We start from the raw sequence: 13,932 nt of genomic DNA, 5'->3' as shown, positions 1-13,932 counted from the left end.
TCGGCCCGCCGACGCTCACCGCAGCGCTCCGCGGGCGAGCATCTGGGGGAGGTCGCCCAGCGCACCGAGAGTCATCACCGCGAGCTCCCTGGCCGTCCGCATCGTCGGCTGCGCGCCGAGCTCACTGCGCACCGCGACGGCCTCCACGGCTGCCGGGAGCTTCACCGCCGCGTGACGCAGACGCTCGATCGGCAGGACGGACCCGGTGAGCAGGAACCCGATCGAGAGGTCGGGGTACGACTGCGCCGTGAGAGCGGTGACGGCCTCGAGCCTCATCACCCGCGCCGTCTGATCGATCGTGGAGGTCGCGTCGAGGAGAGCCTTGGGGGTGACCGTGGGCAGCGTACGGATCGACAGCACCTCGGCGCGGCCGTGCTCCGGGATCTCGTTGCTCACCGAGAACAGCACGTCCCTGCCGTCCCGCACACCCTGCAGCGCCAGCGAGGCGGCCGCGCTGACGGTGTTCTCGAACTCGTCGTCGTCGGCGTACGACTCCGGGTCGAGATCCAGGATGACGGCGATGCGCGCGTGCCGGGACTCCTCGTACTGCCGCACCATGAGGGTGCCCGTCTTCGCCGTGGACTTCCAGTGGATGTGGCGCGGCGAGTCGCCGACGACGTACTCGCGCACCGCGTGGAAGGAGAGGTCGGCGTCCACCAGAGTGGTGCTCGGCGTGCCCTCGAGGTCGCGGATCAGTCCCGCACTGGTGCTGGGGAGCCGCACGGTCACCGGGTGCACGTGGATGCGCTGCACGTCCGGCCACCGGAGCTCGCGGCGGAGGATGCCGATCGGGTCGCCGCGGGTGATGGTCATGGGGCCCACGTCGATGACGCCGCGGCGGTGCGCGGCGATGGTCAGCTCTTCCCGATGATGCGCCCCCGGCCGCAGCAGCGGGACGTGCGCCTCGACGAGGCCCTCGCCCACCGGCACGTCCACGACACCGGGGAGCGAGAGGCGCTCGCCGTTGTTGCGGACGTCCAGGGTCGCGCCGATCTCGGCGCCCGCGACGACGCGGTCGCGATCGAGCACGAGATCGATCCGGTAGTCATGGGCACCGAGGATGAACGGGACGCAGGCCACCAGCAGCACGAGCGCGATCGTGGCCACCGCCCAGGCCTCCACCCAGCCGAACAGCAGCCCGGCGAGCACACCGAGCACCACCGCGACGGCCACGAGCATGCCCGCCGTGGTCACCGTCTCGCGGACCCAGCCGACGGTGGCCCTGGTCGCGCGGCCCACGGAGCGGGCGACGCGACGCGCGCCGAAGACCGCGCCGCGCACGGGACCGCGGCGCGTGCGGTCGTAACGCGTGACGGTGGACGTCCGCGTCGACGTGCTCGTGCCCGCGGTCGTCCGCGTCAGGCGGGATTCGGTGCTGAAGGTCACGCAGTGCCGTTCTCGCGCGGGGGTTCGACGTCGAGGAGGATCTGCCCGACGACGGCCACGGCCGTCACCCCGTCGAACTCGGCCTCCGGCTCGAGGACCAGGCGGTGCGCGAGGGCGACGACGGCGAGTTCGCGCACGTCGTCGGGGGTGACGAACGTGCGTCCGTTCTTGGCCGCCCACGTCATCACCAGGCGGGACAGCGCGAGGGCGCCGCGCACACTGGCACCGAGACGGACCTCGGACGCCCGGCGCGTGGCATCGACGATGCGCATGATGTAATCCGACACCAGCGGGTTCACGTACACGCCGCGCGACATCTCCGCCATCGTGAGGATCGTGTCGGTGTCCACGATGCCGTCGAGCACCGTCTTCGGGCGACCGGCGCCCTGCAGGATGCGCATGGTCGCCGCCTCGTCCGGGTATCCGATGGAGGCCTTGATCATGAAGCGGTCGAGCTGCGCCTCGGGGAGCCGGTAGGTGCCGCCCTGCTCGATGGGGTTCTGCGTCGCCATCACGAGGAACGGGGAGCCGACCGCACGGGTGACGCCGTCGACCGTGACCGTGCCCTCCTCCATGACCTCCAGCAGCGCGGACTGGGTCTTCGGACTCGCCCGGTTGATCTCGTCGGCGAGCACGATGTTCGCGAAGACGGGCCCCGCGTGGAACTCGAACGTGCCCTCCTTCTGGTCGTACACCGTGATGCCGGTCACATCACCCGGGAGGAGGTCGGGCGTGAACTGGATGCGGCTGCTCGTTCCGTTGACCGTCTGGGCGACGGCCCTGGCGAGCGCCGTCTTCCCGGTTCCGGGGTAGTCCTCCAGGAGGACGTGGCCTCCGCTGACGGCGGTCGCGAGCACGAGCTCGACCACGTGGCGCTTGCCGAGGATCGCCTGCTCGACGTTGCCGGTCAGGATCGAGAACGTCTCGGCGAACCAGGAGGCCTGTTCGGGGGCGAGGGTGACGGGGGCGGCTGCGGTGGCTGGCATAGGGAAAGAGTATTCGTGTCGGTGTGCTCGGCGATCAGGGGCACAGGCCCGTGACGCGATGCGTGATGGGGGTCAGGGTGGCGAAGGCGCCGGTCCACGTGAGCTTCACGTCGAAGGTGCCGGGGGTGTCGACCAGGGGCGTCACCTCGAGGATGTACGAGCCGCGTGCCGCGCCGGACACCGTCACGACATCACCCTCGACGACGGGCATGCAGGGCTGGAACACGGCGTTGACGACGGTCGGTGCGGTCGTCGCGGTGATGTTCACCTCTCCGGAGCAGGAGCCGGTCTGCGTGGCATGGCAGGCGCGTGCGCGGACCTGACCCGGGGACGAATCCGGGGTGAGCGCGAAGTCGCCGACCCACTGCCCGTAGAGGTAGTACTGCGGCACGAAGCCGTTCTCCACGTCGATGCGCGGCGCCGAGGCCAGGCCGTAGTCGTAGCGGTTCCCGTCGCGCCGCGGGTCCTTCGCGACCGTGTAGGTGGTGTCGCCACCGGGGCCGTCGACGAACGTGAACGTGAAGACGCTCGTGGGGGACGACTCCGCCACACCGTAGCCGTTCGACGCGCACGCCTTGACGTAGTACAGCTGGTACGGCCGCAACCCCTGCAGAGAGGGGGACTCGGAGCGCACCTCTCCGCCGGAGACCGACAGCGAGCCGTCCCCGTTCGCGGTGCAGCTGACGTTGCCGGACCGCCACGCCACATAGGTGACCTGGACGCCCTTGGCGCTGCCGTTGGCCTGCGCGGCGATGCCGGAGACGTTCACCGCCGTGTTGGAGACCGCGGTCGCCTGTGTCGCCGCCGGGTCGAAGTACACGGAGCCGGCGACCGTCACGGACGTGCGGAAGCCACCACCCTCGTTCCCGCCGCCGGTCGGCGGCTGGAACTGGCTGATCGGGACGATCGTGAGGGTCTGCGCTCCCGGCGACAGCGCGATGTCGGCGGTGGTGGTCGCCCCCGTGCGGTTGATGACCTCGCCCGTCTCCTCGATCCGGAACGAGACGGCGTCGTCGGCGGCGTCGATCGAGACCCTGACCGCCCCGCGCCCGCGGTCCGAGACACCCGGTCGATACTCCGGCGTGGCCGTCGCGTTCGCGACGACCGGAGCCGCGTAGGCCCAGCTCGTGTGCGGCGAGGTGGACGCCGATGTGCCGACGGCGTTGACCGCGGCCGCCGTGAAGGTGTGCGGGGCGCCGTTGGTCAGACCGCTGACCGTGCAGCGGTACACGGCACCGGCCGGACTGCAGGAGGCGTTGGCTGCGGCCCCGTCCTGAAGGATGGTCACGCCGGACACCCCGGGGTGGGCGCGCCGCGCCTCCCCGAGCGGCACCTCCAGCACGACGGTCGAGCGGGTGAAGCCCACGGTGGTCACGCTCGCCGGCGCCTGCGGGAAGCCCTGCAGGTCGAGCGTGAGGGTTCCCGTGCCGGTCCGCCCCTGGGCGTCGGCCACGACGAACGGGATCACGCACTGTCCTCCCGGAGCCTGGCCGCCGCGGGGCCAGCTCGCCGTGATCGTCTTGGTGCCGGTCGTCGAGATGGAGGCGACGTCGCAGCGCGCGCCTGCCCCGAGCGACATGAGCCGCAAGCCGGAGCCCGGCTTGCCGTCGAAGGGATCGTACTCGCCGGCCACGTCGACGACGTCGATCGAGCAGTTGGCGCTGGTGACGACGCACTGCTTCGTGAAGGTGGCCCCCCGTGGAGCGTCGGGCGGGGCCGCGCCGACGACCAGGCGCACGGAGGCCGACGGCTGACCGTACTGCGGCACCGTCACGCTGACGTTCTCGGTGTTGCCGGGTCGTGCATCGGCGCGCGCCTCGATCGTCAGCTTCGCCCCGCTCTGCGTGACGACGAACGCCGACCCCGAGTACACGATCCGGTACTCGAGGGAGCCCGCGTTGCCCTCGCGTCCGCCTTCCCAGGCGGCCATGTTGGCGTAGAGGTCGACGCTCTCGGTGGCCCCTGGGGCGATCGTGTGCGAGATCGAGGAGAGCAGCAGCTGGGGCTCCGAGGGACGGATGCTGACCGGCACGTCGACGAAGGACCAGCGCTTCTGACCTTCCAGGCGCACCGGGATCAGGCAGGTGTCCGACCATGGCGCCTCGCGACCGGCGCGGTACTCCGCCTTGCGCGGACCGTCGGCCGCGCACGACGCTGCGGCCCGCTGAGCAGTGAAGGCGCCGGAGCCGATCTCCACGGCATCCGACGACGGCAGATCGAGGTAGTCCTGCACCGCGAACGACACGGACGCGTCCTCGTCGACGACGACCGGTGTCGCGCCGGGGACGAGCTGGACCTGCATATCGTCGAACGCCGGGATCCGCAGGAAGCCGTAGGCGGCCACGTCCCGTCCGCCCGCGGCGGTGCCGGTGAGCTGGAAGGGGACCAGCGCGCCCTCCTTCGGCGCCTCCCCGATGATCCGGTTGCCCCGCACCGTGTATCCGGACTGTTCACCCCACAGGCTCAGGCGCAGGGACGAGACGTCGCCGGACGGCCACCGCACCCGGTCCGTCACGACATCGACACCGCCGTCCGCGAGATCGTCACGGTCGCGCGCCGTGAGCACGGTGTCCGCGATGACCGGCTGATCGGCGACCGTGCCCTCGGTGACGGTCAACACGATGAGGCCCTGCGCCGTGCTCCCGGTCCGCGTCGATCTCACGGTGTAGAAGTACGAGTTCGTCCCCGCCGTCTCCCCGGCGCGCAGCACGACGCGGCCGTCCTTCAGGGAGGTGTCCGAATCGATCAGCGCGTTCAGCCGCTCGTACAGCGGATTGCCCTTGACGGGGGGCGCGTTCGGCACGAGCGCGGTGATCTCGAGCTCGCTCTGCGCAGGGTCGAGGTCGTTCGAGCGCGGGTCCAGCACGACCGGTGTGCGGGATCCTGCCTCGACGCGGACGTAATCGCTGAACGTCACCGGAGCGGCGTCGTCGACATCCGCGTCGAGGACGCCGATGCGGACAGCGCCGCTGCCCTCCTCGCCCTGCGGATCCCGCACGGTGTAGCGGAACGACACCTGTCCGCCGTCCACTCCGCCTGCCGGCGCCCGGTACACGATCGCCTCGCCGTTCGCCGAGATGGTCGCCGTGCCGCCGCCCTTCTTCGGCTGATCGACGCCGGAGAGGACCACGCGGTCCCCGTCGCCGTCCATCCCGGTCGTGGGCACGGGGACGGTGACCGTCTGGCCGCTGAGGACGCGACCGGTGAGGGTGATCGGTGTGGGAGCGCGGTTGGTTCCGGGCGGGACGACCGTGACCGTCACGACGCCGTCGTCGGACAGCGACGGGTTCCGTTCGAGCGAGACCGAATACGTCAGCCGGTAGGTGCCGGGCGTCTTCGGTGCCAGGTACCGCAGAGCGTTGCGGTCGGCGAACACGAGCTCGTCCGGCTCGCCGGATCCCGTCACCTCCGGGAGCACGAGGAGCGGCTCCCCGCGTGGCGCGACGTCGTTCGCGGCGACCTCGATGCGCGTGAGCGAACCGGCGCGCACCGTCACCGCGTCCGGGAAGACGATCGGGCGGGTGACGGTGGACGGCGGGGTGAGGAACACGCTCACCGTGCCCTGCACCGCCCCGCCCGCGCCATCCGCGACCGTGACGGTGGCCGTGCCGATCAGACCGGGCTCTCCGTCCTCGGTCGTGCCGTTCACCCGCAGGCTCTCGTTGCCGACCACGCGGACGTTGAGCTGCGGTGTGGAGCTCACGGCGTCGGACAGCAGCAGCACGCGTCCGCTGGTGTTCTGCACGGCGCGGAGCACATCGACGGTCGTGTCCTCACCCTCGCGCACGAACGCGGTCAGGGGTGCCATGGCGAGCGCCGCGGAGCCGTCGACCGCCGTGATGCGGATGACGGCGGACTGCTCGGCTTGGGTCGTGACGTCCTGCACGGTGTAGGTCACCACGTACTGGCCCGGCTTCGCCGCGGTCAGCTCCACGGTGCCCGCGGCCGCGTTCGGGGTGACCTCGAAGCCCTGCGCGGTCGCGGCGGTCTGGACGGCGTCCAGGAGGCGATACGACCCGGAGCCTCCGGACAGGTGATCGGAGATCCGGATGGACTGCCGCTCGCCGACGCGCGCGGTCACCGCGACAGCCGATGCCTGGAGCGCGGGACTGCCACTGACCTGGACCTCGAGGGTCTTCTCCGCGGTCGCACCGTGCACGTCCTGCACCACGACCGTGATCGGGATCACGGCGTCCGCGGCGTTCGGATCGGTGTGCCGGATCGCGACCCGGCCGTCGTCCGTCGGCGCCACCATCACCGGCGCCGAGGAGTCCGTCTCGTAGGCGTCGCTCAGGATGAACGCATCGCCCTCGGGGTCCACCCAGCCGGAGAGCGCCGAGACGATCGTGCTGCCGCCGGCCAGGATCTGCGGCGCGGGCCAGTCCTGCGTGCAGGCCTCGACGCCACACCAGACCGGGGCCGAGTTGACGCCGGGATCGACGACCGTCAGCGTCACGGTCGCCGGCGGCGAGACGGCCGCGCCGTCCGTCACGGCGTAGGTGAAGCTCGCCTGGCCGGAGCCCGCCTTCACATCGACGACCAGGGACTGCCCGTTCGCCACGAGCGCGAGGTCCCCGAACGCAGGGTCGCTGAGTCCTGCCGAGACCGACTCGGGGTCGATCGTCAGGACGTCCTTCTTGTTCGGATCGTGATCGTTCAGCAGGACGGGCAGGATGACCTGCTCCCCCGCGCGCACGCCGAACGCGTCGTCGACCGCGACCGGCGGCAGCTGCTCCGCCACGTCCTCGACGACGATGGTGCCCTCCTGCTGCTCCGTGTCGTCCTCGATCTTCCACTGCTCGAGCGGGATCAGCACGCCGTCCGGAGCGGTCCAGATGAGCCCCGTCCCGGTCTCGACGAGCACCGCGCGGTCGCCGTTCCCCTGGAAGACCGGCTCGATGGCGGCCGCGTCGAGCGTCTCGTCAGGGACCTGCAGCGGGGTGGTCTCCCCCGCGCTCCAGAGCGTCCCGCCGCCGCTGTCGAGCCAGGCCGCGTAGGTCTCCCCGCGGACGGAGACCGGTGCGGCGGGGACGCCGGACGCCTCCGCCACGCGATCGGACTCGCCGGACGAGAGGTCAACGGACACGAGGCCGTCGGAATCGGCGACGAGCACCGCATCGCCCTCGGCGGCCCCGCGCTGCAGGCGTGCGTCCTCGGCGACGTCCAGGGCGACGACCTCATCACGTCCGGAGAGCCACAGCTCCCCCGACCCCGGCTGCAGCATCGCCCAGCGCTCGCCGACGACCGCGATCGCCAGACCCTCACCCGCCTCGGGCGCATCGGCCACCGGAGACTCATCCCCGAGGAAGCGGTGCTCGTCGATGTCGAAACGGCGGACAGCTCCCTCGTCCGCGGAGTAGAGGACGAGCAGGCCGTCCGGGGAGAGCCCGATCGCGTCGGCGGTGTAGGTCGGCGGGTCCTCCCCCTCCTCGACCTCGACCTCCGCGAACGGGTCGACGAGCGCTGTCCCCGCCCCGGCGGCCAGAGTCGACACGGACACCTGCCCGGTGTCGGTCCGGTAGGCCACGTAGACCCCGGCGGAGAGGACGTCGCGCGTCCCGGCGGGCGTCGGCTGCGAGGCGAGCGGCGTGCCCTCCTCCGAGCTGTCGGAGAGCAGATCGGCGGGGCTGGCCGCATCGACGTCCCACCGCTGACGGTTCCCCTGGGCGAACAGCACCGTACTGGAGCCGCTCTGCCACACCGCCTCGGGGTCGTCGACGTCGCGGACCGTGTCGATCTCGGCGAGCTCGGTGTTGACGCGCGCGTACTGTCCGCTGTCGCGCATGACCCAGACGGCCGGCTCGAGGCGCGGCACCTCCTGGGACTGATACCCCTGCGCCGTCACCGCGAGTGCCACGACGACCACGAGCGCGAGGATCCCCGAGATCAGCGCGATCAGCCTGCCCCGGGGTGGGGTCGTGGCATCGGCGCCGGTGCGGTTGCCTGCCGCCATCAGAGGATCCCCGTGAGGAACAGGGCCGCGGTGCCGATCCCCGCGATGGCGGCCGCGCCGATCACCGCGCCGACGATGCCGACGACCAGGGGCGACCGGGTCCGGCCGCGCGTGCTCGCCGGGACGTCGTCCCGCTCGCGGGGTGCCACCTGCGGACGGGCCGCACGCGCGGCTCTCCGGGAGTCGGGCGCGACCGTGGTGATGACGGGACCGCGGACGGTCGCGTCCGAGAAGTTCACCGGCGCGGCTGCAGCCCACTCCGCCGACGCCGCCTCGAAGGCCGTCGGCGAGATGCCGAGCTCGTACTGCGCCCAGCGCAGCTTCTCCGCGAACTCCGCCATGCTCGCCGGCCGCTTCGCCGGGTCGCGATGCATGGCGCTCGCGAAGAGGTCGTCGATGATCGGCGGGATGCCGGGGACGGGCACCGCCGTGTACCGCGCCTTGATGATGCGGTCCGTGAGCTGATCGCGGGAGTTCGAGCCGCGGTCGGCGCGCTCGAACGGGCTGCGGCCGGCGAGCAGCGTGTAGAGCGTCGCGCCGAGGCTCCAGACCTCGCTGGGGATGGACCCGGACACGCGCTCCTGGAGGACCTCGGGGGAGCTCCAGGGCACGGACATCGCGATGGTCTCGCCCTCACCCTCCTCGATGACGGCGGCTGCGATGCCGAAGTCGGCCAGCACGGGCGCGCCGAGTGAGTTGATGAGCACGTTCGACGGCTTGATGTCGCGGTGCAGCAGCCCGGCCCTGTGCACGGTCTCCAGCGCGCCGGCCATGCGCACGCCGATGTCCAGCACCTCGGCGAGCGGGAGCGGGGCCTTCTTGTACCGCGCGCTCATCGTGTCGGGGCAGTACTCCATCGCGAAGTACGGCCGCCCGTCCGCCGAGATGGACGCCTGGTAGATCGTGACGATCGACGGGTGGGCGCTCAGTCGCGCCGAGATGTCGGCTTCCACGTTGAAGGTCTGCAGCACCTCGGGGTTCACGGCATCCGCGAGCAGGACCTTGACGGCGACGACGCGACGCGGCATGTCCTGTTCGTAGAGGAACACGTCGGCGAACCCGCCGGACCCGAGTGGACGCACGTAGCTGTACCCCGCCAGCGTCGGCGGTGTCGCGGCCATGCGCGTTGCCACTCCTGCTCCTCACGGTCTGATGGGAGACCGCGCGCCTGCAGCCACCCGGCGTCGTGCGCCGGGAGATCCCCCGATGTGCCGAGTATATCGGGCGAGGGACCGTGGCCCCGCGCTCTTTTCCGGCGAGACGTCAGGCCTTCCAGCACCCCTCGATGTGGTCGTCCACCATGCCCGCCGACTGCATGAGGGCGTACATCGTCGTCGGGCCGACGAAGCGGAACCCGCGCCGGCGCAGCTCCGTGCTCAGTGCGGTCGACTCCAGTGTGACCGCGGGGACCTCGGAGAACGACCGTGGCCGCGTTCCGGTCGCCGGCGGGGCGAACGACCACATCAGCGCATCGAGCTCGCCGTCGGCCATCGACTGCACGATCCGAGCGTTGCCGATCGTCGCGAGGATCTTGGCGCGGTTGCGGATGATGCCGGTGTCGGCCATCAGCCGTTCCACGTCGGCGTCGTCGAACGCCGCCACCGCCTCCGGCACGAAGCCCGCGAACACCTCCCGGAACCGCGGACGCTTGCGGAGGATCGTGATCCACGACAGTCCCGCCTGGAAACCCTCCAGCGCCATCTTCTCGAACAGCGCCCGGTCCCCGTGCAGCGGCGTTCCCCACTCCTCGTCGTGGTACCGGCGGTATTCTGCGTCGTCGCCGACCCACGCGCAGCGCGCACGGGAGTCCGGCCCCAGGAGGAGGGAGGTCATCCCCTCACCGTATCCGCCCCCACCGACGCCCCACCCGCCCCGTCCCGCGTCCCCTCGTGCGAGTTCAATTCCGCCCCTCCCCCGCCTCCCCCGGCCCGTTCCCCATCCCGCCACGACGCACTCCTCCAACGCGGGATCGAAAAGGCCCTCCCGGAACAACCCTGCGGCCCCTTTCCCATCCCGCACCGAGCGCGGAGGCAGTTCTCCGCAGGGGGCGCGCGGGACCTTCACGAGAGCAGCGCGGGATCAGAACTGTACGTGCGCGGTCCTCATCCGGAGACTTTTCCGTCCCGGCCCCAGGGACTCGACGGTCGCGGGACGGAAGTCGCTCCTTATGCAGGCCGCGGAGGCGTGCTTTTGATTCCGCGTCGGACCGGACGGCACGGGGACCGGGGCCGGGACGGAAATCGCTCCTCAGGCAGGGGCCGGAGGCCCGCTTTTGATCCCGTACTGGAGCGGACGGAGACCGTCAGCGGACGGACCCGGGACCGGGCGGGGGTCAGTCGGCGAAGGTGGCGGCGTCGATGACGAAGCGGTAGCGGACGTCGGAGGCGAGGACCCGCTCGTACGCCTCATTGATCGCCGACGCGGGAATGACCTCGATCTGCGCGGTGATGCCGTGCTCCGCGCAGAAGTCGAGCATCTCCTGGGTCTCCCTGATGCCACCGATGTTCGAGCCGGCGATGGAGCGTCGTCCGGCGATCAGCGACCCCGCGTTCAGGGCGAGGGCCTCCGCCGGAGCACCCACGCACACGATGGTGCCGTCCACGTCGAGCAGCCCGAGGTAGGAGCGGAGGTCGATGACGGCGCTCACGGTGTTGAGGATCACGTCGAAGGAGCCGCGCAGGTCACGGAAGGTCTCCCGGTCGCTCGTCGCGAAGTAGCGGTCGGCGCCGAGGCGGAGGCCGTCGTCCTGCTTCGAGAGCGTCTGCGACAGCACGGTCACCTCCGCGCCGAGGGCGTGTGCGATCTGAACGCCCATGTGACCGAGGCCGCCGAGTCCGACCACCGCGACGCGCGTGCCGGGGCCGACCTTCCAATGCCGCAGCGGCGAGTACGTGGTGATGCCCGCGCACAGCAGCGGAGCCGCCGCGTCCAGGGGCAGGGCGTCCGGGATGCGCAGCACGAAGTCCTCGGTGACGACGACCTGCTGCGAGTAGCCGCCCTGGGTGATCGTTCCGTCGCGGTCGACCGCCCCGTAGGTGCCGACGGCGCCCTGCGTGCAGAACTGCTCGTCGCCGCGGAGGCAGTACACGCACTCCCGGCACGAGTTCACGAGGCAGCCGACGCCGACGCGGTCGCCGAGGGCGTGCTTCGTGACCTCGGCGCCCACCGCGGCGACCGTTCCGGTGATCTCGTGTCCCGGGGCGAGCGGGTACTGCTGCGGACCCCAGTCGCCGCGCACGGTGTGGATGTCGGAGTGGCAGATGCCGGCGAAGGCGATGTCGATGAGGATGTCGTGCGGGCCGAGCTCTCGACGCTCGATGACGGTCTTCTCGAGCGGGGCGGCTTCGGCGGGGGCGGCGTAGGCGGTGACGGTCGACATGATGCTCCTCGGGTCGGTACTCGCCGAGACTATCCGCCTCCGTCGATGAATCCGCTGTCCGGACGGCCCGGGTGTCCGCGCCGTCCGGGAACGCCACTCAGCGCTTCTGCCGCTTGAGCGTCTTCTCCAGGACGGGCGCCTGACCGGTGGCCTCGAGGTCGGCGTAGTACGCACGGGCCTCGTCCTGCCGCTGCTTCTCCGCACCGCTCGCGATGGGCGCCCGCACGTGCTCGGGCTCGTACCCGAACGCGTCGACGAGGTCGAGCGCGTACGGACGCAGCCGCGCACACAGCCGATCGATGTAGCTTGACACCGCCGCGGCCCGCTGGGTGGACAGCCGTCCGTGGATGAGGTGCCAGGCGAGGTGCTTCTCGATGAGCTGCAGACCGAAGAGGTCGCGCAGCCAGGTCATGACCTTCTTCGTCTCGGCGTCGTCCATCGCGTGGACGGCGTCGGTGAAGGCCTCCCACTGCAGGAGCTCGGCGTGCGCCCTGGCCGCCTCGATGAGCTCGGCCTGGTTCTCGTTGAACAGCCGCGCCCCGAGCACCTTGTCCTTGCCGGCGGCGCGCAGCCGGGTCGCGATGTCGGCGACCATCTGCTGCACGCGGCCTGCGAGGAGGTCGTGCTGCTGCTCCTCGCGCAGCCCGCGCTCCACCGACCGGGCGACCTGACCGAAGTCGGTCACCGCCTGACCGAGCTGACGGAGGCCGGCACCGTGGAACACCTTGCCGGCGGTCATCCCCACGGCGTAGCGCGCGAGCGCCGCGGCGTCCTTGCCCTGGAACTGCTTCGCATAGTCGGTCAGCAGCCGCTTGCCCACGAGCTGGAGCAGGACGTTGTTGTCGCCTTCGAACGTGACGTAGATGTCGAGGTCGGCACGGAGCCCGACGAGCCGGTTCTCGAACATGAAGCCGGCGCCGCCGCACGCCTCGCGGGCCTCCTGCAGGGTGTCGAGCGCGTGCCAGGTCGACAGCGGCTTGAGCGCCGCCGCGAGCGTCTCCAGGTCCTCCCGGTCGTCCGGGGTGTCGGTGCGACCGGAGAAGACGCCGTCGAACTTCTGCAGGAACTCGTCGTGCGCGAAGATCTGCGCGTACGTGGTGGCCAGGCGCGGGAGCAGACGGCGCTGGTGCTTGCCGTAGTCCATCAGCACGACCTCCTGCCCGTCCGCACCGTCGAACTGGCGACGCTGCGTGGCGTAGGTGATCGCGATGTGCAGACCGAGCGCGGAGGCCCAGGAGGCGGCGCCGTCGAGCGAGACGCGTCCCTGCACGAGGGTGCCGAGCATCGTGAAGAAGCGGCGGCCGGGGCTGTCGATCGCGCTGGAGTAGGTGCCGTCCGCGGCGACGTCGCCGTAGCGGTTGAGCAGGTTCGTGCGCGGGATGCGCACCTGGTCGAAGGAGAGACGGCCGTTGTCGATGCCGTTGAGTCCGCCCTTGAGGCCGTCGTCCTCGCGGCCGATGCCGGGGAGGTCGACGCCGTCCTCGCCGCGCAGCGGCACGTAGAAGCAGTGCACGCCGTGGTTGACGCCGTTCGTGATGAGCTGAGCGAAGACCGTCGCGGCGATGCCGTGCAGGGCGGCGTTGCCGAGGTACTCCTTCGTCGCGCCGCGGAACGGCGTGTGGATGACGAACTCCTCCGTCTCCGGGTCGTACGTCGCGGTCGTGCCGACGGCGGCGACGTCCGAGCCGTGCCCGATCTCGGTCATCGCGAACGCACCGGGGATTGACAGGTCCATCACGCCGGGGAGCCAGGTGTCGTGGTGCTCCTTCGTGCCGAGCTGCAGGATCGCGGAGCCGAAGAGCCCCCACTGCACGCCCGACTTGATCTGCAGGCTCGGGTCGGCGGCCACGAGCTCCTCGAATCCGGCGATGTTGCCGCCGTTGTTCTCCTCGCCGCCGAAGCGCTTCGGGAACGCGCGGTGCACGGCCTTGTTGTCGACGAGGAGGTGGAGCTGGCTGAGCACCCGCTCGCGGTGGTCGTCCTTGCCGAGCTCGTCCTTCCGCCAGAATGCGGAATCCTTGATCATCTCGCGGGCCTGGCGGCGCACGTCGCCCCAGGTGCCCATCAGGGCGTCGTTCAGGCGGGCGACATCGATCCGCGGGGCGGTCGCGCTCTCGCGCGGGTCAGGTGTCGTCGAAGGGCGGACGGCGGCGTCGACCATGAGCGTTCCTCTCGGAGAGACGAAGGTGGATGCCTCTCATGGTAGGTGTGCGACAAAACGACACGAA

Annotated in this window: 7 protein-coding genes; all 7 read right to left on the bottom strand. The window is 71.1% G+C overall.

What is annotated here, in order from left to right; all coding sequences use genetic code 11:
• Positions 1–15: 15 nt before the first annotated feature.
• The 7 genes from RI211_RS02170 to RI211_RS02140 all read right to left on the bottom strand — a co-directional run bounded on the left by RI211_RS02170 (position 16) and on the right by RI211_RS02140 (position 13,865).
• Positions 16–1,386 (bottom strand): DUF58 domain-containing protein, encoded by a 1,371-nt coding sequence (locus tag RI211_RS02170; RefSeq protein WP_268777671.1) that lies wholly within the window; start codon positions 1,384–1,386, stop codon positions 16–18.
• On the bottom strand, positions 1,383–2,372 hold the full coding sequence (locus RI211_RS02165; protein ID WP_315638090.1) for an AAA family ATPase: 990 nt from the start codon (positions 2,370–2,372) through the stop codon (positions 1,383–1,385). Before RI211_RS02165 ends, RI211_RS02170 begins: the two co-directional genes overlap by 4 nt.
• Before the next feature lie 34 nt (positions 2,373–2,406).
• Positions 2,407–8,325, bottom strand: coding sequence for an Ig-like domain-containing protein (locus RI211_RS02160; RefSeq protein ID WP_315638089.1), 5,919 nt, complete (start codon positions 8,323–8,325; stop codon positions 2,407–2,409).
• Positions 8,325–9,458 (bottom strand): serine/threonine-protein kinase, encoded by a 1,134-nt coding sequence (locus RI211_RS02155; RefSeq protein WP_232089163.1) that lies wholly within the window; start codon positions 9,456–9,458, stop codon positions 8,325–8,327. Before RI211_RS02155 ends, RI211_RS02160 begins: the two co-directional genes overlap by 1 nt.
• Before the next feature lie 130 nt (positions 9,459–9,588).
• Complete coding sequence (locus tag RI211_RS02150) at positions 9,589–10,158, bottom strand: DNA-3-methyladenine glycosylase I (protein WP_315638088.1); 570 nt, start codon at positions 10,156–10,158, stop codon at positions 9,589–9,591.
• Positions 10,159–10,657: 499 nt separating this feature from the next.
• Entirely contained in the window at positions 10,658–11,704 is a 1,047-nt protein-coding gene (locus RI211_RS02145; RefSeq protein ID WP_259952776.1) for an NAD(P)-dependent alcohol dehydrogenase, read from the bottom strand.
• Positions 11,705–11,801: 97 nt separating this feature from the next.
• The gene (locus RI211_RS02140; RefSeq protein ID WP_187663142.1) at positions 11,802–13,865 is read right to left on the bottom strand and encodes an acyl-CoA dehydrogenase family protein; all 2,064 of its coding nucleotides are present in this window, start codon (positions 13,863–13,865) and stop codon (positions 11,802–11,804) included.
• Positions 13,866–13,932: the final 67 nt, after the last annotated feature.

Source organism: Microbacterium meiriae, assembly GCF_032364335.1.
GTDB classification, from domain to species: Bacteria; Actinomycetota; Actinomycetes; order Actinomycetales; family Microbacteriaceae; genus Microbacterium; species Microbacterium meiriae.
Note: the sequence above shows the minus strand (reverse complement) of the source record. Positions and strands in the feature narration are given on the sequence as shown.

What these genes read in the sequence shown, in the direction of transcription:
- RI211_RS02160 (WP_315638089.1), bottom strand. Translation starts at nt 8,325, where the DNA reads ATGGCGGCAGGCAACCGCACCGGCGCCGATGCCACGACCCCACCCCGG.
- RI211_RS02145 (WP_259952776.1), bottom strand. Translation starts at nt 11,704, where the DNA reads ATGTCGACCGTCACCGCCTACGCCGCCCCCGCCGAAGCCGCCCCGCTC.
- RI211_RS02140 (WP_187663142.1), bottom strand. Translation starts at nt 13,865, where the DNA reads ATGGTCGACGCCGCCGTCCGCCCTTCGACGACACCTGACCCGCGCGAG.
- RI211_RS02165 (WP_315638090.1), bottom strand. Translation starts at nt 2,372, where the DNA reads ATGCCAGCCACCGCAGCCGCCCCCGTCACCCTCGCCCCCGAACAGGCC.
- RI211_RS02150 (WP_315638088.1), bottom strand. Translation starts at nt 10,158, where the DNA reads ATGACCTCCCTCCTCCTGGGGCCGGACTCCCGTGCGCGCTGCGCGTGG.